The organism is Jingyaoa shaoxingensis, from assembly GCF_014385005.1.
GTDB lineage: Bacteria > Bacillota > Clostridia > Lachnospirales > Lachnospiraceae > Marvinbryantia > Marvinbryantia shaoxingensis.
Genome location: NZ_JACRSZ010000001.1, coordinates 302,381 through 324,015, shown reverse-complemented (window position 1 = coordinate 324,015; position 21,635 = coordinate 302,381). Strand labels below are relative to the sequence as shown.

General features: G+C 42.9%; 23 protein-coding genes. 16 read left to right on the top strand and 7 right to left on the bottom strand.

What is annotated here, in order from left to right; translation table 11 throughout:
• Window positions 1–42: 42 nt before the first annotated feature.
• Together H8716_RS01575 and H8716_RS01570 are read right to left on the bottom strand one after the other, a co-directional pair.
• Entirely contained in the window at window positions 43–267 is a 225-nt protein-coding gene (locus H8716_RS01575; protein ID WP_249306722.1) for a hypothetical protein, read from the bottom strand.
• Window positions 260–1,168: a LysR family transcriptional regulator gene (locus tag H8716_RS01570; RefSeq protein ID WP_249306721.1), complete on the bottom strand. Its 909-nt coding sequence runs from the start codon at window positions 1,166–1,168 to the stop codon at window positions 260–262. Before H8716_RS01570 ends, H8716_RS01575 begins: the two co-directional genes overlap by 8 nt.
• A gap of 117 nt (window positions 1,169–1,285) precedes the next feature.
• On the opposite strand from H8716_RS01570, the gene lysA reads away from it, so the two are divergent.
• From lysA to yfcE, 3 genes are read left to right on the top strand one after another with little or no spacing between them, the layout of a single operon-like run.
• Window positions 1,286–2,554 (top strand): diaminopimelate decarboxylase, encoded by a 1,269-nt coding sequence (lysA, locus tag H8716_RS01565; protein WP_249306720.1) that lies wholly within the window; start codon window positions 1,286–1,288, stop codon window positions 2,552–2,554.
• Between the two features lie 16 nt (window positions 2,555–2,570).
• The gene (locus H8716_RS01560) at window positions 2,571–3,899 is read left to right on the top strand and encodes an MATE family efflux transporter (RefSeq protein WP_249306719.1); all 1,329 of its coding nucleotides are present in this window, start codon (window positions 2,571–2,573) and stop codon (window positions 3,897–3,899) included.
• On the top strand, window positions 3,896–4,438 hold the full coding sequence (gene yfcE / locus H8716_RS01555; protein WP_249306718.1) for a phosphodiesterase: 543 nt from the start codon (window positions 3,896–3,898) through the stop codon (window positions 4,436–4,438). Before H8716_RS01560 ends, yfcE begins: the two co-directional genes overlap by 4 nt.
• A 199-nt stretch (window positions 4,439–4,637) precedes the next feature.
• On the opposite strand, the gene H8716_RS01550 is transcribed toward yfcE, so the two are convergent.
• Window positions 4,638–5,366, bottom strand: a complete 729-nt coding sequence (locus H8716_RS01550) for a hypothetical protein (protein ID WP_249306717.1) — start codon at window positions 5,364–5,366, stop codon at window positions 4,638–4,640.
• 203 nt (window positions 5,367–5,569) lie between these two features.
• Between H8716_RS01550 and H8716_RS01545 the strand changes: the two genes are divergently transcribed.
• From H8716_RS01545 to H8716_RS01535, 3 genes are all read left to right on the top strand, one after another.
• Window positions 5,570–6,247, top strand: a complete 678-nt coding sequence (locus H8716_RS01545; protein WP_249306716.1) for a YkgJ family cysteine cluster protein — start codon at window positions 5,570–5,572, stop codon at window positions 6,245–6,247.
• Window positions 6,248–6,536: 289 nt separating this feature from the next.
• Complete coding sequence (locus tag H8716_RS01540; RefSeq protein WP_249306715.1) at window positions 6,537–7,037, top strand: SEC-C metal-binding domain-containing protein; 501 nt, start codon at window positions 6,537–6,539, stop codon at window positions 7,035–7,037.
• On the top strand, window positions 7,037–7,810 hold the full coding sequence (locus H8716_RS01535) for a YdcF family protein (protein WP_249306714.1): 774 nt from the start codon (window positions 7,037–7,039) through the stop codon (window positions 7,808–7,810). Before H8716_RS01540 ends, H8716_RS01535 begins: the two co-directional genes overlap by 1 nt.
• A 56-nt stretch (window positions 7,811–7,866) precedes the next feature.
• Here the strand turns inward: H8716_RS01535 and H8716_RS01530 are convergent, their stop codons facing one another.
• Window positions 7,867–9,111, bottom strand: coding sequence for a hypothetical protein (locus H8716_RS01530; RefSeq protein WP_249306713.1), 1,245 nt, complete (start codon window positions 9,109–9,111; stop codon window positions 7,867–7,869).
• Between the two features lie 406 nt (window positions 9,112–9,517).
• Here H8716_RS01530 and H8716_RS01525 point away from each other — a divergent pair, with 406 nt between their 5' ends.
• The 7 genes from H8716_RS01525 (at window position 9,518) to H8716_RS01495 (ending at window position 14,548) form a co-directional block, all read left to right on the top strand.
• A complete protein-coding gene (locus H8716_RS01525) occupies window positions 9,518–9,709 on the top strand; it encodes a hypothetical protein (protein ID WP_249306712.1) in 192 nt (63 codons plus the stop codon).
• A gap of 3 nt (window positions 9,710–9,712) precedes the next feature.
• A complete protein-coding gene (gene thrS / locus H8716_RS01520) occupies window positions 9,713–11,674 on the top strand; it encodes a threonine--tRNA ligase (protein WP_249306711.1) in 1,962 nt (653 codons plus the stop codon).
• Window positions 11,675–11,764: 90 nt separating this feature from the next.
• Window positions 11,765–12,076 (top strand): DUF1540 domain-containing protein, encoded by a 312-nt coding sequence (locus tag H8716_RS01515; protein ID WP_249306710.1) that lies wholly within the window; start codon window positions 11,765–11,767, stop codon window positions 12,074–12,076.
• Between the two features lie 288 nt (window positions 12,077–12,364).
• On the top strand, window positions 12,365–12,859 hold the full coding sequence (gene infC, locus H8716_RS01510) for a translation initiation factor IF-3 (RefSeq protein WP_249307203.1): 495 nt from the start codon (window positions 12,365–12,367) through the stop codon (window positions 12,857–12,859).
• Window positions 12,860–12,912: 53 nt separating this feature from the next.
• The gene (gene rpmI, locus H8716_RS01505) at window positions 12,913–13,110 is read left to right on the top strand and encodes a 50S ribosomal protein L35 (protein WP_117447853.1); all 198 of its coding nucleotides are present in this window, start codon (window positions 12,913–12,915) and stop codon (window positions 13,108–13,110) included.
• Window positions 13,111–13,136: 26 nt separating this feature from the next.
• The gene (gene rplT / locus H8716_RS01500) at window positions 13,137–13,493 is read left to right on the top strand and encodes a 50S ribosomal protein L20 (RefSeq protein ID WP_249306709.1); all 357 of its coding nucleotides are present in this window, start codon (window positions 13,137–13,139) and stop codon (window positions 13,491–13,493) included.
• Window positions 13,494–13,564: 71 nt separating this feature from the next.
• Window positions 13,565–14,548, top strand: a complete 984-nt coding sequence (locus H8716_RS01495) for a DUF4981 domain-containing protein (protein WP_249306708.1) — start codon at window positions 13,565–13,567, stop codon at window positions 14,546–14,548.
• 41 nt (window positions 14,549–14,589) lie between these two features.
• Here the strand turns inward: H8716_RS01495 and H8716_RS01490 are convergent, their stop codons facing one another.
• Window positions 14,590–15,021, bottom strand: a complete 432-nt coding sequence (locus H8716_RS01490; protein ID WP_249306707.1) for a hypothetical protein — start codon at window positions 15,019–15,021, stop codon at window positions 14,590–14,592.
• A gap of 192 nt (window positions 15,022–15,213) precedes the next feature.
• Between H8716_RS01490 and eno the strand changes: the two genes are divergently transcribed.
• From eno to pflA, 3 genes are all read left to right on the top strand, one after another.
• A complete protein-coding gene (gene eno, locus H8716_RS01485; RefSeq protein WP_249306706.1) occupies window positions 15,214–16,512 on the top strand; it encodes a phosphopyruvate hydratase in 1,299 nt (432 codons plus the stop codon).
• Between the two features lie 129 nt (window positions 16,513–16,641).
• On the top strand, window positions 16,642–18,894 hold the full coding sequence (gene pflB, locus H8716_RS01480; RefSeq protein WP_249306705.1) for a formate C-acetyltransferase: 2,253 nt from the start codon (window positions 16,642–16,644) through the stop codon (window positions 18,892–18,894).
• Window positions 18,895–18,896: 2 nt separating this feature from the next.
• Entirely contained in the window at window positions 18,897–19,634 is a 738-nt protein-coding gene (gene pflA / locus H8716_RS01475; RefSeq protein ID WP_249306704.1) for a pyruvate formate-lyase-activating protein, read from the top strand.
• Between the two features lie 569 nt (window positions 19,635–20,203).
• Here the strand turns inward: pflA and H8716_RS01470 are convergent.
• Together H8716_RS01470 and H8716_RS01465 are read right to left on the bottom strand one after the other, a co-directional pair.
• Complete coding sequence (locus H8716_RS01470) at window positions 20,204–20,479, bottom strand: type II toxin-antitoxin system HicB family antitoxin (RefSeq protein WP_249306703.1); 276 nt, start codon at window positions 20,477–20,479, stop codon at window positions 20,204–20,206.
• A 21-nt stretch (window positions 20,480–20,500) separates the two neighbouring features.
• Complete coding sequence (locus H8716_RS01465) at window positions 20,501–21,472, bottom strand: carbohydrate kinase family protein (RefSeq protein ID WP_249306702.1); 972 nt, start codon at window positions 21,470–21,472, stop codon at window positions 20,501–20,503.
• Between the last annotated feature and the right edge of the window lie 163 nt (window positions 21,473–21,635).

The window sequence follows — 21,635 nt, the reverse complement described above, 5'->3', positions numbered from 1 at the left end:
GTCCTGCAATGCAGGGCGGTCTTTGAATGTGTGGAAAATAAATTATTTTCTGTTCCGGGTCTCATCCTGAGGATCCTTATTTAGTATTTTATAAATCCAGAAATAAATATACAGCAGAGCCGGCAGAATAACGGTCATGCCGATGCATGCCTTAAACATGGAAAATGCCCATGGACTGTCAATCAGAGCAAAAATAAGTGTGGCAGCATAGAGAACGACCAGAACAATGACGGTGAGCAGTGCCAGGATCCTTTTTAACTTATGCATTCAGGAAATCCTCCTGTGCTTCCTTCTGAGCGTTTTCCTGTGGAAGCACCTGCAGGAAGCGTTCAATGGATAAGACATCTGCCTTCCCCTCTGGAATAATAACGAAACTCTGTACTTCCGGTGCCTCAAATCCCTTCAGCGGAATAGAGATCAGGGAGCCGTTATCCAGATATGGCTGTACCAGACTTCGTGGAAGGAAAGTATAACCAATCCCCTCCATGAGATAATGCGGAAGATGGGTCAGCTTATCAATCTCAAAAGAGAAAGCGAAGTTCTTTGGAAACAGATCGCGGATGAAAGTACCGTTATCATGTACGATGAAATCGCAGTACAGATAACCGATCTCTGCTAACTGACTCTGAGTAATACCGTCTATATGCTCAGTGTGATCCGGCGATGTAACAAGGAGTAAGTCATCTGACATAAATGGTTTGCAGATAAAACCGGCCTTCTTCAGTGGTGCATAACAAAATGCCACATCTACGGTACCATCCTGGAGCATCCTAAGAAGCGGACCAGTGTGATCAACGATGACTTTCACAGAAATATCTTTATGATTTTTTACAAATGCAGTGATCGGGTCGATGAGATAACAATCATATACCGTATTAACAGTACCGATTCGCAGATTTTCTGAAAAAGTATGTAGCATACTCAGTTCTTCAATGGCAGAAGCTTCCAGTGCCACAATTCGCTTGGCATAGGCGAGAAAATGCTGCCCTTCTTCGGTAAGCTCCACATTCTTGCGGTTACGGATAAACAGCTTCTTTCCCAGTTCCTTTTCCAGCTCCATAATACGGTTAGTAACAGTAGACTGTACAATAAAATAACGGTCAGCAGTCTGGGTAAAATTCTTTAACTCAGACAGAGTGATAAATGTCTTTAAATTCTCTATGTTCATGGTTCCCTCTTATCGAAATCGTAAATAAACATTTTTATAAAATTCATTATACAAATTTTACAGCCATCATTATAATAAGTCAATAGAGAGTTGAATTTTCAAGGAGGATTATAACGAATGAATAAGATATATACCAAAGTAACAGATCAGATGAACTTCTGGGAAGGTCAGGATCCGGTTGCTCTGGCAGAAAAATACGGAACTCCATTATATGTGACTAATGAGCGGATTTTGAGACAGCGCTGCCGTGATCTGAAGAATCTGGTGACGTATCCGAATTTTGTAGTAGACTATTCTGCAAAGGCAAACTGCGGACTGGCGTTTCTACAGATCGTCAGATCAGAAGGACTGGAAGTAGATGCCATGTCTCCTGGTGAGATCTATATGGAAAAGAAGGCAGGTTTCCGTGCAGACCAGATCTTCTATATCTGCAACAATGTATCTGCAGAAGAGATGGAATACGCAGTAAAAGAAGGTGTAGTGGTCAGCGTGGATTCTTTAAGTCAGCTGGAACAGTTCGGACAGATTGCACCTGGGCATGAGGTGGCAGTTCGGTTTAATCCCGGAGTAGGAGCAGGACATCATGAAAAAGTAGTGACTGCCGGCAAGAAGACCAAGTTTGGTATTGAGCCCAAATATGTGCCTCAGGTAAAAGAACTCCTTGAAAAATATGATTTAAAACTGATTGGTATCAATCAGCATATCGGTTCCCTGTTTATGACAGGAGAAGCCTTTGTAGCAAGTATTGCTGCGTTATTTGAGATTGCAAAACAGTTCAAGGGACTTCGTTTTGTAGATATGGGAGGCGGATTCGGCATTCCATATAAGAAGGAATTTGATGAAGCACCACTGGATCTGAAGGAACTGGGACAGGCCATTGATAAAGCGCTGTACAAGTTTGCAGAGGAATATGGTGAGCAGATTACCCTGCGTATCGAGCCGGGACGTTATATTTCCGCAGAGAGCAATGTGATTCTGTCTGCAGTACATTCTGTAAAGCACAACCATGACAAGAAGTTTGTGGGATGTGACTGCGGATTTAATGTACTTCAGAGACCGATCATGTATGATTCCTACCATGGAATAGAAATATACCGTGGAACCGAAGAACCATCCGAACAGACAGAAACAGTGACTATTGTGGGAAATATCTGCGAAAGTGGTGATATTCTTGCAAAAGACAGAGAACTGCCGGAGATCAGAAAAGGTGATGTACTGGGCATTCTGGATGCCGGAGCATATGGCTTTACCATGGCATCTAATTATAATAACCGTCTCCGTCCGGCAGAGATCATGATTCGTGAAAACGGACAGGTGGTTCTTACCAGAGAAAGAGAAGTCCTGGAGGATCTGATGAGACATGTGATTCCTTTGGAAGAAGTGTAAAAGAAGGCGTTTTGTTTTGAATAAAGATTTAACGGTTGGAAGACCGGAAGAAGTATTATGGAAGTTTTCACTGCCGCTGTTGGGAAGCATTGTATTCCAACAGTTGTACAATATCGCAGACAGTCTGGTTGCCGGAAAGTTTGTCGGAGAGACAGCACTGGCAGCAGTGGGAAATTCCTATGAAATTACATTAATTTATCTGGCATTCGGGTTTGGATGCAATATCGGCTGTTCGGTCATTGTATCCCAGTTCTTTGGTGCCAGAAACTGGACAGATATGAAGACAGCAGTGCGTACAACGTATCTGTCCAGTGCTGTTTTATGCGCAGTACTCATGCTCATTGGATTTGTGTTTGCGCCCCAGATGCTCCGGCTGATCAATACACCGGCGGAGATTTTTGACGGTTCTCTGTTATATCTGAATATCTATACAGCAGGACTGATTTTTCTCTTTTTCTATAATATTACAAACGGTATTTTCTCGGCAATGGGGGATTCCAGGACACCGTTTCTGTTTCTGGCATTTTCCTCGGTAACAAACATTTTTGTGGACATGCTGTTTGTGATTGCATTCCATATGGGAATCGCAGGAGTGGCATGGGCAACGTTCCTGTGCCAGAGCGTGAGCTGTATGTTGTCTGTATATTATCTGATGAAGAGACTAAAGACCATTCATACAGAAGAGAACCCGAAGTGGTTTTCACTACCGATATTTAAAAAGCTGGTTGCCATTGCAGTTCCAAGTATTTTACAGCAGAGTTTTGTGTCCTTTGGAAATATCATTATTCAGGGCTTGATTAACAGCTTCGGTGCAAGCATTACAGCCGGATATGCGGCGGCTGTCAAGTTGAACAATCTGGTAATTACGTCATTCACCACACTGGGAAATGGAATGTCCAACTTTACCGCCCAGAACTATGGAGCCGGAAAGATAGACAGGATCCGTCAGGGCTGCAGAGCAGGAATTAAGATGATCTGGATTCTGTGTGTACCGGTGGTATTGCTGTATCTGCTGGCAGGAAGGGAGGCAGTGCATCTGTTCATGGATAAAAGTACCGGACTTGCCATGGATACGGGTGTACAGTTCCTGAGAATTGTGGTACCATTTTATTTTGTAGTATCCGTGAAACTGGTATCAGACGGAGTGCTGCGTGGAACCGGATGCATGAAGCAATTCATGATCGATACATTTGCAGATCTGATTCTGCGCGTGGGATTTGCAGTTGTTCTGGCATCCGGAATGGGAGCAGTGGGGATCTGGTGTGCATGGCCTGTGGGCTGGATCATTGGAACTTTGCTGTCTGTTTATTTTTATAAAACCTGTAAATGGGAGGAAAAGAAATGAAGTTGATGTTTGCGTCGGACATTCATGGATCAGCATATTACTGTGAGAAGATGCTGGAGTGCTACCGCAGAGAAAAAGCAGAACGTCTTTGGATTCTGGGAGATATTCTCTATCATGGACCGAGGAATGATCTGCCAAAGGAATATGCGCCGAAAAAAGTGATCGCCATGCTCAATGACATCAAAGAAGAGATCTGCGCCGTGAGAGGAAACTGTGATACAGAAGTAGACCAGATGGTTCTGGAGTTCCCGATTCTTGCAGATTACAGCTTGCTGGCAGCAGACGGACTAAGGCTGTATGCCACACATGGTCATGTATACAATGAACAGCATATGCCTCCACTGATGGCTGGAGATATTCTGATTCATGGACACACTCATATCTATGAGATCAAAAAAACTGGAGAACATGTGATCTTAAATCCTGGTTCCGTATCTATTCCAAAGGGCGGGAATCCGCCAACATATGGAATCCTGGAGGACAGGGTGTTTTCTGTAAGAGATCTGGATGGACAGATACTGAAAAGTATAGAATTATAAAAAATGAACATGTCATAAAGATGTGGATTGAAGAAGGCTCCCTGTTGAAAAGGGAGCCTTTTATATCAGATGTGAAATGACTTCCACCTCTGCAGGTGGCGAGCAACAAATCAGTATCAGTGGTGGGAGTCAATCCTCCCCATCTGATATAGCCTCCTGCGCATCTCGCAGCAAGAATGCCGAGGCATTCTTGAACTGTCTATTCATGATTGATTCCGGTGCAGTAGTGGGTATCGTATTCTACACCACGCTGATAGGTATTGCCACAGAGTGGACAGGTAACATAATCAGAACCTTCCGGGAGTCCCAGACTGGAATTCTCGGCATTCAGATGTGCACTGTAACTTCCGTCAGATACCGTAAAATACTGGTAACAATAAGGACACTGGGCGGTATCGCTGTTGGTAGAAGAAGTCTCAGGCGTGGATGCATCTGTGGAAGCGGTATCCGTGGAAGGAGTAGTCTGTGTATTTTCTGTGGAGTTAATGTAATCAGACCAGGCCTTTTCCTGAGCAACATGATCGGCATAGAGTGTACTGCCTGCTCCGTCAGAAGCAAGGGAAATCTGCTGATAACAGTAAGGACACATCTGTGTGCCGGCTGAGGAAGCAGATGATTCCGTACTTTGTGTATTATTCTGGATGGTGGAAGGCTTTACCGTGGTCTTTTCAGTGGAAGCAGTCTTCTCAGTAGAAGCATTTTTATCTTTAGAGGAAGTATTCTTAGAAGAAACTTTTTCGGTTGCCTTCTGTGTCTCAGACTGCTTTTCTGTTTTCTTTTCTGTCGCGGTCTCTTTTATAGTTTCTGACTCAGTCTCGCTGCTGGTGGCAGTTTCTGACTCTGTTTCTGTAAGCTTGGCACGGCATCCGCTGAGGGCAAAGATCATGGATGCAGCAAGTATGAAAACCAGAAAAGTCTTTTTCTTCATAAAAATCATCTCCTTTACTTTCTTTATTGTGAGATCATTCTAACACTTTGCCAGATACAGGTCAACGTCAGAATGCAATAATGTTGACGGGAAAGGGAAGATACAGTACACTGAAAAGAAGCTGAAGACTGCTGGTGGAAATATGTGCAGATATATAAGAAAAAGAAAAAAGGATACCTGCCGGAGGCAGGGAGGATGTGAAAATGAGACGAGAAGTATTAACTGAAGATTTAAAAAGATTGTATACAGCAAATGATATGGTAAAAACAGACTGTGGGGGATGCAAAGGATGTTCTCAGTGCTGCAGTGGAATGGGAACATCAGTTGTCCTGGATCCTTATGACAGTTATTGCCTGACCGGCGGAATTGGAATTGCATTCCCGGATCTGGCAGGCAAATTTGTAGAATGGAATATAGTAGATGGAATAGTACTTCCAAATCTGATGATGCAGGGGCAGGAAGAACGGTGTGTCTTTCTGACAGATAATGGAAGATGTTGTATCCACGATTTCCGCCCTGGAATCTGCAGAATGTTTCCGCTGGGACGGTATTATGAGGAAAACGGAGAATTCCGTTATTTTCTGCAGAGTAAAGAATGCCCGAAAGAAGATAAGACAAAGGTGAAAGTCAGCAAGTGGCTGGGTATTCCGAATTTGAAAAAATACGAGGAGTATATTACAAAATGGCATGGACTGTTGGAAGAGGTACGTGATTTGACGGAAAATTCTAAAGATGATCAACTTACCAAAGAACTGGAAGTGTATCTGCTTAATACCTGTTATTTGACACCATATAAGGAAAATGTGGATTTTTATGAACAGTTTGAAGAACGGTATCACAGAATGAAAAAGCTTCTGCAGGTTCTGAGAAAGACAAAATAAAACAAAAGCCCTGCAAATACGGTGATTTTCCGTACCTGCAGGGCTTGCAAGGGGAGGATAAGTATTAAATTTATCTTTGGTATGTTCCTAGTATAGCCGTGTAACAGAAGTTTATGCAGTTTCCGGTAAAAAAGTTTGAAAAAATAAGAGAAGTGTTATATACTATAGCTTAAACGGGTGGAGTGGCGAAAAGATGTGAGAATCGCCGGATCGTTTTGTGGATTGTTTTCACAGGGAGACAGAAGAGTTGCACCGTTTGAATATTTACAGAAAAAAGGATGGTTAAAACATGAGTTTATTACAGGATTGGAGAGACATGGCGTACTCTCAGCAGACAGATAAAAGACAGCTCCAGAAGTTTTGGACAGACTATTTCATGATTGAAAAAGGCATTTATGAAAAATTACTTGCAAATCCTGATGAAGAAGTAAAGGGTACTGTAAAGGAACTGGCTGACAAGTACGGTATTTCTGTTATGACAATGGTTGGATTCCTGGATGGTATTGATGACAGCCTGAAGATGAAGAACAACATCGAAGAGATGACAGAGGACAGCGTAGTTAGCCTTGCTTTTGATAAAGAACTTCTTTACAAGAACATGGTAGACGCTAAGGCTGACTGGCTGTACGGACTTCCGGCATGGCAGCAGATCTTCTCGGAAGAGAAGTTAAAAGAACTCTATAGAGAGGCAAAGAAGGCCAATACTATTGTAAAAGGACCAAAGATCGGAAGAAATGATCCTTGTCCGTGCGGAAGTGGCAAAAAGTATAAAAAATGCTGCGGAAGATAATGAGTGGTATATTATTTGCAGCAGGCAGTATCTGCCTGCTGTATTTTCTTATATTGGTTTTAAAACATGTGGATTTTTGCGTCATCTGGCTTTTTGGCGCAGCAGTTCTGTATATCTGGGGCGGATATCTGAGATACAGAAGTCTTCATCCCGACGGATTTTCAGTACCAGTCTGGATGAGCGTAATTCTTGGTGTTGTACTGGCAGTTGGAATATTGTCATTTTCCGTGACGGAAGGAAAGATCATTCATGGAATGACATCAGAGCCGGAGGAAGAGCTGGATTATCTGATTGTACTGGGAGCACAGGTAAAAAAGACTGTGCCGAGCAAGGCACTGGGACTGCGTCTGCAAAAGGCGTGTGAATATCTGAAAGAGCATTCGCAGACAAAGGCTGTATTATCCGGAGGTCAGGGTTCGGGGGAGGAGATCGCAGAGGCAGAATGTATGTACCGGTATCTGACAGAACATGGTATACCAGAAGAACGACTGTTGAAGGAAGAGTGCTCCACAACTACCAGGGAAAATCTTATGTACAGTGCCAGAGTACTGGCTGACAGCAGGCAGGAAGTAACTACAGAGACTGTGCTTGGAAGCAAAATCGGACTTGTATCGAATAATTTCCATATTTATCGTGCGTTGCTGCTTGCAGAAAAATTCGGGTACCGTAAGGTGTATGGAGTCCCGGCAGCATCAGACTGGAAGCTGCAGATCCATTATATGGTAAGAGAATATTTTGCTGTTCTGAAGGCAAAAATACGAGGAGATATCTGACGGTGATATCTCCTCTTGTGTTTATAAAAGAACTTTGCATATGTAAATATTTGTAATCAGTCCAGAGTCTTTGGGGTGTTTGTCACATTAATGGCAATCACGGAATCATCTTCTGTATTTATCACAATCTGTACATAGTCTAGGCTGCTTTCCGGACTCTTGATATTGTAATAATGGAAAGTTTCACTTTCATCTTCCAGTTCATAGTCCACACCTTCCAGAGCAGAAACGACTTCCGCTTCCGTCAGTCCGAGGGTCAGACCTTTCTGTACAGTAATTGGAAGATTGGTAGAATTTACATTGCCTTCTACATCTGTTACAAAACAGTTCTCGATGACGGCAGCATCTGGACTGTAATTACGAACGATGGTATGGTAATTCTGATTGTCTTTGCTCATATATACCCAGTCATAGCTCTTACCGGCAACATAAGAAGCTGATTGAGAGGCATCAATTGTCCAGCCATTTTTCACAAATTCAGAAAGTGGGGCCGGAAGCTGGTATAGATCACCTGCATATTCGACGATAAAAGAAGTGAAGTCATCACCCAGTTCAGAAGGCGCCTGATAAGCCAGAACTTCCGAAGTAGGTTCATCACTGAGGTCTGCAGCGGCATCGGAACCGGCATCTTCCTCAGCCGACATATTTTCAAGGGAGATTTCGTTTAAGAAACCTGTTTCAGAATCTACATACAGCTCGACATCCTGATAATAATCTTTTTCATAAGAGACTTTTGTATACAAATCTCCTTCGTAAGTATCGCTCGGTGTACCATAGGCAGCAGTGATATCATCCAGAGTAGAAACGCCATATTGAATGCCACCAGGAAGTTCTATGGCCACATCGGTCACATCGGCCATCTGGAAAGAGTCAATGGAGATACCGGCAACAGTACAGTCTGAAATCGGTTCTGTATTGATGCCAAGGTTTACCATAGTAACATAAGCTTCCAGATCACCCAGCTTAAAGCGCTCAGTTGGAGAATAGTTATTCGGTGCCAGTTCGGCAGAGTCATCATCAATGTATTCCCATCCCATGGAAATCAGATCATCAAAGGACATCGGAAAAGAGTAGATGTCGGAATTGATTTTAATCTGAAAGCTGTAGATATCATCTGATAATTCGGATGTAGAATTGCTGCTTTCGGATGTGGATTCTGTCTCGGTATCTGTGGTCAGTGCTGTCTCAGATGAGATCTCAGATATAGCTTCTGTTTCTGTCTCAGAAGCCATAGCACTCAGAGAGAAAAGTGTCGAACCATACATTGTGGCAAGAAAACAAAGTAATACCTTCTTTTTCATAAGTAACCTCCTAAATACTAATTTTGTATTTACAATAACATATCAAATAGGAAAAATCTATCCTTGACAAATAAATAAGAAAGGGATATGATCGAGAAAGATAAAACGTTGAAGAGAAGAGTAGGATGTGGAATCTCCCAGAGAGGAATACAGAATCGGTGAGAGTATTCTGATGAGGAAGCATTTGAAGACCAGCTCTGAGTGGCTCTAATCCAGCCCGGTGATTCCGTTATCATCATAATGAAGTGGCTTTTTCAGAAGATAAGAGAGAGCAATCAGGGTGGAACCGCGAGAATATCGTCCCTTACAGTTGATATGAAGACTGTAAGGGATTTTTTATTTGATAAGACTATCAGATCCATACAGTTTTCAACGCACAGTAATCGAAAGCGAAAGGAGAATAACCATGTTGGAAAAAATAAAAGAGTTCCTGCATCAGGATTGGACTATGACAGAAAAAGTGTTGCTGATCACAGATCTGTTGCTTACAGGTGTCCTGATCGGGTGGCTGACAGCTCCGTTCAAGGGCGGATTATTCAGCAATAATGTATTAGGATCAAACAATGAGAATTTTTATGATGAAGATGAGGAGGAATAAGCAATGGTTATCACATTAAAAGATGGATCAAAGAAAGAATACGCAGAAAGCAAATCTGTATATGATATTGCATGGGATATCAGCGAAGGGCTGGCAAGAGCAGCCTGTGCCGGAGAAGTAAACGGAGAAGTAGTAGACTTAAGAACAGTAATCGAAGAGGACTGTGAACTGAGCATTCTGACTGCAAAGGATGTGGCAGGTCTGGCAGCACTTCGTCATACGACATCTCATGTACTGGCAGAAGCAGTCAAGAATCTGTTCCCGGAAGCAAAGCTTGCAATCGGACCATCTATTGAAAACGGATTCTATTATGATTTTGACCACGCACCATTCTCCAGAGAAGATCTGGATAATATTGAAAAAGAGATGAAGAAGATCATCAAAAAAGGTGCACGTCTGGAAAAATTCACACTGCCAAGAGCAGAAGCAATTAAGTTTATGGAAGAAAAAGGAGAGCCTTATAAAGTAGAACTGATTCAGGACCTGCCGGAGGATGCAACCATTTCTTTCTATAGTCAGGGAGAATTCACAGATCTGTGCGCAGGACCACATCTGATGAATACAAAACATATTAAAGCATTTAAGCTGACCTCATCTTCAGGCGCTTACTGGAGAGGAAATGAAAAGAATAAGATGCTGGCACGTATCTACGGAACTGCATTTGCCAGCAAAGATGAATTAAAAGAATATCTGGAGCAGAGAGAAGAAGCACTGAAGCGCGACCACAATAAACTGGGACGTGAGATGGAACTTTTCACAACCGTAGATGTGATTGGTCAGGGACTGCCACTGCTGATGCCAAAGGGTGTTATCATGGTAAAAGAACTGCAGAGATGGATCGAAGACCTGGAAGATAACGAATGGGGCTATGTGAGAACCAAGACTCCGCTGATGGCAAAGAGCGATCTGTATAAGATTTCCGGACACTGGGATCATTACAAAGACGGCATGTTCGTGCTGGGTGATGAAGAAAAAGACAAAGAGGTATTTGCCCTTCGTCCAATGACCTGCCCGTTCCAGTACTATGTATACAAAGCAACACAGCATTCTTACCGCGATCTTCCGATTCGTCTGGGCGAGACATCTACTCTGTTCCGTAACGAAGATTCCGGAGAAATGCATGGACTGACCCGTGTACGTCAGTTTACGATTTCTGAAGGACACCTGATTGTAAGACCAGACCAGATGGTGGAAGAGTTTAAGGGTTGTCTGGCCCTGGCAAAATATTGCCTGGAGACACTGGGACTGGATGGAGAAGTTACTTATCATCTGTCAAAATGGGATCCAAATAACAGAGATAAATACATTGGTGATGCAGATGTATGGAATGAGACAGAGGAAGATATTCGTCAGATTCTGACTGACTTGAAAGTCCCGTTTGTAGAGGATGTGGGAGAAGCTGCATTCTATGGTCCAAAGGTGGATATCAATGCCAAGAACGTATTCGGAAAAGAAGATACCATGATTACCGTACAGTGGGATGCCCTGCTGGCTGAACAGTTTGATATGTACTATATTGATGAAAAGGGTGAAAAGATCCGTCCATGCATCATCCACAGAACATCCATCGGATGCTACGAGAGAACACTGGCCTGGCTGATCGAATTCTACGGCGGCAAGTTCCCTACATGGCTTTGCCCGGAACAGGTACGTGTACTGCCAATCTCTGAAAAATATGCAGACTATGCAGAAAAAGTCAATGCAGAGATTAAGAAAAACGGTATCCGTACATCCGTAGATAACCGTTCCGAAAAGATCGGCTGGAAGATCCGTGATGCACGTATGGCTCGTGTACCATATATGATCATGGTTGGCGCCAAAGAAGAAGAGGAACAGAAGATCTCTGTAAGAAGCAGATATCTGGGTGATGAAGGTCAGAAGGATCTGGGAGAATTCATCGATGCTCTGTGCAAAGAGATCCGCACCAAAGAGATCCGCAAGATTGAAGTAGAAGAACAGAAATAATGTAACTGGAAAAATCAGGAAGCGATTCACTGCATAAAAAGATAATAACGGCAGACACTATCTCCCATAAAAAGAAAAGGAGGTAATAGCATGCCGTTATTATCATGTAGTGCACAGAACTGTGTATATAACGAAGACAGATACTGTTCAAAGGGAGATATCCTGATTCAGGGTGATGAGGCGCAGACAGCCTGTGAGACCTGCTGTTCCAGCTTTAAAGAAGCCGGAGAAGGAAGCATGAAAAACTCAGTGGGCACACCATCTGCTACCGTGCAGATTGACTGTACCGCATGCAAATGTCACTATAATGAAGACAACAGATGTATAGCAGGAAAGGTAGATATCTCAGGTCAGTCAGCATGTACCTGTACACAGACCGAGTGCAGCACTTTTGAAAAGTAACTAAGATGTCAGTTCGGCCGCATGGCTGAACTGATTACATAAAAAAATACATTTTATTATTGACAGACGGAAAAACACATGGTATGATGGCAGAGTATGAAAGAAATCAAAGCAGAGTTTCCACTCTCACCGCAGCATGAAGAAATATGACTGTCGGTTAATATGTTTTATAATTCGCAATAGGTGAAGTATAGAGATATTATGGAGTGGATAGGTTTATCCACTTTTTTTGTTGGGGATAAGTGCTGCAGCCACAATGTATGGAGGTGTACTACAATTAGCGATTTAATGATTAATGAGCAGATCAGGGATAAAGAGATCCGTCTGATCGGGGAACATGGAGAACAGCTGGGAATTATGTCTTCCAGAGATGCGTTAAAGCTTGCCAGAGAAGCAGATCTTGACCTTGTGAAGGTTGCACCGCAGGCTAAGCCGCCAGTATGTAAGATTATTGATTATGGTAAGTATCGTTATGAAATGCTTCGCAAGGAAAAGGAAGCAAAGAAGAAGCAGAAGACCATTGAAGTAAAAGAAGTGCGTCTTTCTCCAAACATTGATGTGAATGATTTAAATACAAAGATTTCTGCAGCCAGAAAGTTCCTGACAAAGGGAAATAAGGTAAAAGTTACTTTACGTTTCCGTGGACGTGAGATGGCACATATGCAGGCCAGCAGACATATTCTGGATGATTTCGCAGCAGAATTACAGGATATTGCGCAGGTCGATAAGGCTCCAAAGGTTGAGGGCAGAAGCATGACAATGTTTTTAACTGAAAAGCGTTAGGCATCAGACTGACGAACAGGTAAAATAACCATTTATTTAAGGAGGAATTCACAATGCCAAAAATTAAAACAAGCAGAGCAGCTGCAAAACGTTTCAAAAAAACAGGTACAGGTAAATTAAAAAGAAATAAAGCTTACAAGAGCCATATCTTAACAAAGAAGTCCACTAAGAGAAAGAGAAATCTTAGAAAAGCAACTATGACAGATGCTACTAACTTCAAGAACATGAAGAAGATTTTACCGTATTTATAAGAAGAGTTTGAGGAGGAATATAAGACATGGCAAGAGTTAAAGGCGGAATGAACGCTAAAAAGAAACATAACAGAGTATTAAAACTGGCTAAAGGTTACAGAGGAGCCCGTTCCAAACAGTATAAGATTGCAAAACAGTCTGTAATGCGTGCACTTACCAGCGCATATGCAGGACGTAAGCAGAAAAAACGTCAGTTCAGACAGCTGTGGATCGCTCGTATCAACGCAGCAGCAAGAATCAACGGACTGTCTTACAGCAAATTCATGTATGGTCTTAAACTTGCAGGTGTAGAACTGAACAGAAAAGTTCTGGCTGACATGGCTGTTAATGATGCAGAAGGATTTGCAACACTTGCAGAACTTGCAAAAAGCAAGCTTGCATAATTAACGATAGCAGACATAACAAAAGTAACGAAAGAGTCCCCGGTTTTACCGGGGATTTTTTGCAGGTGGATATGAAATACACGATAGAAAAAATCGAGACAAAAGTAACCTGGGAGGAAGAACAGGCAGTTGGAAATGTAGAAGCGTCCGTATGGATTGGCGGTATGGAGCAGCAGACCGAAGAGATTCAGAAGCCGGGACTATATCTTACCAGTGCAGAAGCTTATACAAGCCCGGTACTCTGTGCCAGCCTGGTAAACCGGGAAGGGCAGGAAATAGACCGGATTTTTCCACTTCCACTGGAAGAGGAGATGCAGTTTTGTATGAGAGCAGAAGATCCACAGCTTTGGAATGCGGAAGATCCCTATTGCTATCAGCTGGTGTTGGAGATCATGGAAGGCGAGAACTTCTGCCAGGATCGAAGAGTGGAGCCGGTGGCTTTTTCTTGGTGGAAGATTGTAGACGGGCAAACCTGCATCAATGGAAAAGCGGTAGTATTCCGAGGTGTGGCCCTTCCGGAGGAAAAGAAGGAACCGGAAGATATACAGGAATTTCTACAGACGATGAAACAGAACTTTCAGAACACACTTTTGGTGAAAACAGAACAGAAAAGTGCACAGTTGCAGAGATGGTGTCTGGAATATGGAATTTATCTTCTGGAAGAAGGAAAGGATGTGGACGCAGGATGGCTGCGAGCCAGACTGGATCTTGAAAAGGAAGAAGAGAGCAATCCGAATTTTTCGCTTCAGGTTGTACAGACTGGAGTACTGGTTGAAAACAGAAGTACCTTTGTAGATGTATCGGAATATGAAATGCATTATGAAGTGTGTGATATGAACGGAAGAATCATATCAGAAGGCCAGTTATGCACAGAGATATCTGCCGGAAGCAGCAGATATGTGGATATTCCTTTTGCGATGCCGGCACAGCCGGGAGAATACCGTTTTTGTGTATCTTTATGTTTGAAAAGGGATACTCCGTGGGCAGCCAAAGGATATGCCATTGTATCGGCAGAAACCAAAATCTCCAATCTCTATGAGAGACCGGAGAAGTAGTAAAATATCATTTATACGCTGCAGTTTTTGAAACTGCGGCGTTATTTTATGGGAACGCTGTCAATTACAGCGGCGGCTTTGAGAGCCTGTTCAATAATATGACGCCCGACCGGATTAAAATTTTCCGGGAGAGAGGTAATATCAAAAGGCGCCCCGGAAAGAAAATCGCAGGACAACTGCATAATGGTAGCTTCGTAATCACCGTCCGGCATCTCTTCTGCCATCAGCTTTCCATTCTCATCCATATCTGTAAGCGTCATATGATCCTTAAGTTTTAACTGATTTAACATATCCAGCATAATTGCAAAATGCTCATCATCCCAACAGGACAGGTACATACACTTGCACAGCCCCGCAGTAAAAAAGCTGGCATCGGCATAGCAGTCCAGTAATTCCTTAAAGCGTGACAGATGAGCTTCATTTTCAAATAAGTGCTGACTTCGCAGCTTACGATAAACCACATTTTTCCACATACTATTTTCTCCGCACAAAATATACAGGTTAAAATGTTCTTCAAATTCTAAAAAAATTCTTAAGTCCAGTTTACTTCATGAATAGAAAAATGTCAAATTTGAAAAGATAATAATATTGCATTTAAATGAAAGTTAGTGTATACTAACATCTGGTTAGAAAAGGCTAACAAATAACAGAAAGAGGTGTCTGGTATGGAATATTTACAGATTGAAAAAGTAATTGGACGGGAAATCATGGATTCCAGAGGTAATCCAACAGTGGAAGCGGAAGTGTATCTGATGGATGGATCTGTGGGAAGAGGAATGGCACCAAGCGGGGCATCAACTGGAGAATTTGAAGCGTTGGAACTGAGAGACGGTGACAAAAGCCGCTATCTCGGAAAGGGTGTACAGAAGGCAGTTGAACACATTAATAAAGAAATTAACGAAGCGATCTGCGGAATGGATGCATCGGATATTTATGCAGTAGATGCAGCTATGATCAAGACAGATGGAACGAAGGATAAATCAAACCTGGGAGCAAATGCAATTCTGGCAGTATCAATTGCAACAGTACGTGCGGCGGCTGCAGCACTGGATATTCCGGTATATCGTTTCCTGGGAGGAGTCAGTGGCAACCGTCTTCCGGTTCCAATGATGAATATTGTAAATGGTGGATGCCATGCATTATCTTCCGGTCTGGACGTACAGGAATTTATGGTTATGCCGGTAGGCGCGCCAACCTTTAAAGAAGGACTGCGCTGGTGTGCAGAAGTATTCCATGCACTTGCATCTATTTTGAAAGAGAGAGGACTGGCTACTTCCGTTGGAGATGAAGGAGGATTTGCTCCGGCACTGGCATCCGATGAAGAGGCAATAGAGACCATTCTGGAAGCTGTGAAAAAAGCAGGATATGAGCCGGGAAAAGACTTTAAGATTGCTATGGATGCAGCATCTTCCGAATGGAAAACAGGCAAGAAGGGTGAATACAGGCTTCCAAAAGCAGGCACCGTATATACATCAGAAGAGCTGATTGAACACTGGAAAAAACTGGTGGGAAAATATCCGATTATTTCTATTGAAGATGCTCTGGATGAAGAAGACTGGGAAGGCTGGCAGAAACTTACAAAAGAACTGGGAGATAAAGTACAGCTGGTAGGTGACGACCTGTTCGTAACCAATACAGAAAGACTGGAAAAGGGAATCTCTCTCGGATGTGGTAACTCCATTCTGATCAAGCTGAATCAGATTGGCTCTGTATCGGAGACACTGGAAGCCATTAAGATGGCACACAAGGCAGGTTACACCGCAATTTCTTCACATCGTTCCGGTGAGACAGAGGATACGACGATTGCAGACCTGGCAGTTGCGCTAAATACTTGCCAGATCAAGACCGGAGCACCATCCCGTACAGAACGTGTGGCAAAATACAATCAGCTTCTCCGCATTGAAGAACAGCTTGGTGAAGCAGCAGTATATCCGGGCATGAAAGCATTTAATGTAAAACAGTAGCAGATGACAGTTCATCAGAATAAGGGCACCGGAAAACAAGGGCAGCAGAGAAAAGCCGGCAGCTCAAACCTGTTTTCAGTATTCCGGATAAAGATATCATACGATCAACAGGAAAGGAAGGATAACAGCATGAGAGCATTTGCACAGTGGGATGGATTCGAAGGCCGTCTCTGGAAAGAAGAGATTAACATACGTGATTTTATACAGAACAATTATCAGCCTTACGAAGGAGATAAGTCCTTTCTGGCAGATCCTACAGAAGCTACCAAAAAGCTCTGGGGTAAGCTATCTGAATTGCAGAAAGAGGAGCGTGCAAAAGGTGGAATTCTGGATATGGATACACATATCGTATCCGGCATTACATCGCATAAGCCAGGTTATATCTGTGAAGAATTCAAAGATCTGGAGCAGGTAGTGGGACTGCAGACAGACAAGCCTCTGAAGCGTGCATTTATGCCATTTGGCGGCATTAAAATGGCAGAGCAGGCTTGTACCACCAACGGATATGAATCGGATCCACAGCTTCATGAGATTTTTACCAAATATTGCAGAACCCACAATCAGGGAGTATTTGATGCCTATACACCGGAGATGAAGAAAGCCCGCCACAATAAGATCATTACAGGACTTCCGGATACTTACGGTAGAGGCCGTATTGTAGGCGATTATCGACGGGTGGCTCTGTATGGAATTGACTTCCTGATGGAAAAGAAGAAAGAGGACTTTGTAAACTGCGGAAATGGCACGATGACAGATGATATAATCCGACAGAGAGAGGAGATCTCCAGACAGTATCAGGCACTGGGCGAAATGAAAGAGATGGCAGTTTCTTATGGATATGATATTTCTCAGCCGGCCCAAAATGCAAAAGAAGCAGTACAGTGGCTGTATTTTGGATATTTGGCAGCAATCAAGACCCAGAATGGTGCTGCTATGAGTGTGGGAAGAATATCCACATTCCTGGATATTTATATTCAGAGAGATCTGGATAACGGTACGCTGACAGAGATAGAGGCACAGGAGTTAATTGACCATCTGGTTATGAAGTTCCGAATGGTGAAGTTTGCACGTATTCCGTCTTACAACCAGCTCTTCTCCGGAGACCCGGTATGGGCAACGCTGGAAGTCGGCGGAATGGGAATGGACGGACGTTCGATGGTAACGAAGAATGACTTCCGATTTTTGCACACACTGGAAAATATGGGACCGTCTCCGGAGCCAAACCTGACAGTTCTGTATTCATCAAAATTACCGGAGTATTTTAAGGATTATGCGGCAGATATCTCTATCCGGACCAGTTCTATCCAGTATGAAAACGATGATGTTATGAAGCCGGTATGGGGAGATGATTATTCCATTTGCTGCTGTGTATCAGCCACACAGACAGGAAAAGAGATGCAGTTCTTCGGAGCAAGAGCAAATCTGGCCAAGTGCCTGTTATATGCCATCAATGGTGGTATTGATCTGAAATCCGGAGAACAGGTAGGCCCTGACTATAAGCCGATCACCTCGGAATATTTGGATTATGATGAAGTGATTAAGAAATACGATCAGATGATGGACTGGCTGGCAGAGCTGTATGTCAATACCCTGAATCTGATTCAGTATATGCATGATAAATATTATTATGAAGCAGCAGAGATGGCGCTGCTTGATACAGACGTAAGAAGAACTTTTGCAACAGGTATTGCAGGATTTTCGCATGTAGTAGATTCTTTAAGCGCCATCAAATATGCAAAAGTAAAGACCATCCGTGATGAGAGCGGACTGGTAGTGGACTATGAGACAGAAGGAGATTTTCCTCGTTACGGAAATGACGATGACCGTGCAGATGACATTGCAGTATGGCTTCTGAAGACCTTCTTGGATAAACTGAAGAAACAGCATACCTACCGTAATTCGGAGCCGACCACATCCATTCTGACCATTACATCGAATGTAGTGTACGGTAAGGCAACCGGAAGTATGCCAGATGGAAGAAAGGCAGGTGAGCCACTGGCACCCGGAGCAAATCCGTCTTATGGAGCAGAGAAGAATGGTCTGCTGGCATCCCTGAATTCTGTTGCCAAGCTGCCTTATGAATGGGCACTGGACGGCATTTCCAATACACAGACCATGAATCCGGATGCACTGGGACACAGTGAAGAGGAAAGAATCGAGAATCTGGTACAGATCATGGATGGTTATTTTGATCAGGGTGCACATCACTTAAATGTGAATGTATTTGGCAGAGAAAAACTGATCGATGCCATGGAACATCCGGAAAAAGAAGAGTATGCAAACTTTACCATTCGTGTATCCGGCTATGCCGTAAAATTCATAGATCTGACAAGAGAACAACAGATGGATGTACTGGCAAGAACATGCCATACAAGGGTGTAAGAATGAAAAAAGGAAAAATACATTCCGTTGAGAGTTTTGGACTGGTAGATGGACCGGGAGTACGGTTTGTGATATTCATGCAGGGATGCCCAATGCGGTGCCAATACTGCCACAATCCGGAAACATGGAGCGGAGATACTGGCACCTGGTGGACAGCAGAGGAGCTGTTTCAGCGTGCGTATCGGTATAAGAACTACTGGAAAAAGAAAAACAAAGAAAATGGAGGCATTACAGTCAGCGGCGGAGAGCCGCTGCTGCAATGCGAATTTGTAACAGAGCTGTTTGAATTGGCAAAGAAAAAAGGAGTACACACGACACTGGATACTTCTGGGTGCCTGTTTGCTACAGACCAGCTTCCGATGGAACAGTTTGAAAGAATGATGAAAGCGACAGATCTGGTACTGTTGGATCTGAAAATGATGGATGGAGCAGGACACCGGGGACTGACAGGCAGAGATAACAGCAATATTCTGGAAATGGCACAGTGGCTGTCCGATCATGGAAAAGAGATATGGATCCGCCATGTCTGTGTACCTGGCCTGACAGATTCAGAAAAAGAACTGACTGAGATGAAACAATTTCTGAATAGCCTTGAGACAGTGACCAGAGTCGATCTTCTTCCATATCATACGATGGGAGAAATGGAATGGGAAAAGCTGGGACTTTCGTATTCTTTAAAAGGAGTTCCGGTTCCTACAGAAGAAGATATGATGAATTATCAGAAAATTCTGAATATATAAAAAAGTAGAATAAAATAATTGACAAAATAAGAAAAGCATGATAGTATAAAGACAACAAAAGAAAGAGAGATCTAAAATCAAAAAGATCAAATCATAAAAAGAAAGGGGTGCATACCATTGGGACGTTAGACATATAAGGATAACAATCTCTTAGGAGTTCACATAGATGGAACCTAAAACTAAAGGTTAAATACATCAGATTTCAGAAAGAGGTACAGTCCAATGGCATAAAAATTTAAACCAAAGGAAAATAAAAGAAAGAGGTACACTCCAATGAGATGAGAACTTTTATCTAATGATAAACTAAGAATAAGAGGTAAGGTCCAATGGCATAGCTAAACCAATTCATACAACAGAATAAAACAGGAGGTATGGTCCAAAGAAAACGGAAGGAAGTACCCCATAATCTGAGAAAGCGAAGGTGTAGACAATGAAATTGCTGGAAATTCATTGAGAGCCCGGTCGAGAGAAAAAAGAATCGATCGGGCTTATTTTATGTCTAATGATTGAGTCTAAATAAAAATGCCTCGCCCATGCGGGCAAAGCATTTTATCAGAACAAATAAAATATTATTCATCATACCCTTCGAAGAGGCGGATATTAGCTGCAATATTGCGGATGATCTCGCCCTCTTTTAATGTCAGGTCAGATGGATCAGAAACAGGTGGCAGATGACCGCCTTCTTCCAATTCTACAGACAGCCAGTTGCAGGCTGCTTCATTTGCGTTTTCTATGGCGTCATCCAGTGTCTCTCCGGTGGAAAGACAGTCATCAAGATCTGGAAAATAACCATGATACAGTCCGTCAGTGTCCTGACGGAAAATTGCCGGATAAATAAACTTCATAAAAAATCACTCCTCCTATATTTATAAGCGAGATGCGATAAAAGCAAGCACTTCTTCTTTTTCAGGCATTACCTTTAAGGCACCTTTTTTAGTGGTGATCAGGGAGGCAGCAGCATTGGCAAAAGTCAGAAGTTCTGTCAGGTTCTCTTCGGTCAGGTTGTCCAGTCCGTGTTCCAGAATGTAGTTCAGAGAGCTTGCGCAGAAAGTGTCACCTGCACCGGTGGTCTCAATCGTCTTTTCTTGAAGGAACGGAGCAACTTCCACACGCATATCTTTATAGTATGCGCGGCTGCCATTCGGTCCCAGTGTAATGAGAATCAGAGGAATATTGTATTTCTCTTTCAGTAATTTTGCACCGAGATCATAGTCTGTAGTGCCAAACAGAAACTCTACTTCATTATCAGAAATCTTTAGAATATCACATTTGCCCAGTCCGTATTCAATCTCTCTTTTTGCATCATCCAGAGAGGACCACAGTGGAGGACGAAGATTTGGATCAAAGCTGATCAGGTCTCCGGCTTCTCTGGCAACCTCAATAGCATATCTGGTTGCTTCTCGTACACCTTCATGTGTGGAGGAAAGTGTTCCAAAGTGGAAAATTCTGGAAGAACGGATCAGATCTTCATCCACATCATCTTTTGTCAGCATCATATCTGCCCCTGGGTTGCGGTAGAAGGAAAAGTCGCGGTCTCCGTCCGGATAGGTGTGGACAAAAGCGAGTGTAGTGTGAACTTCCTTATCTACAAGAAGAGCGCGTGTGTCAACACCAACAGAAGAAACAGCTTCTGTGAGCTGGCGCCCGAACATATCATCACCAACTTTTCCGATAAAGGCAGTCTGCTTGCCGAGCTTCTGAAGCATGGCAAGAACATTACAAGGAGCGCCGCCTGGATTTACCTCCAGAATAGGATTCCCCTGAGCACTGGTGCCGTTTTCGGTAAAGTCAATTAACAATTCACCGAGCGCAGTCACATCTATTTTTTTCTCAGCCATAGTAAAACCTCCCGATTTCATTTTTATGTTACCCAGTATAGCATAGTTGTATCAGAATTTCAGCAAAAAACATCTTTTTCTTTTACGGAAATCAACTCTTGATATGGAGATAAAAATATGTTATGCTACAGAAAAAAGAACATACGTTCGAAAGAAGGGAAAA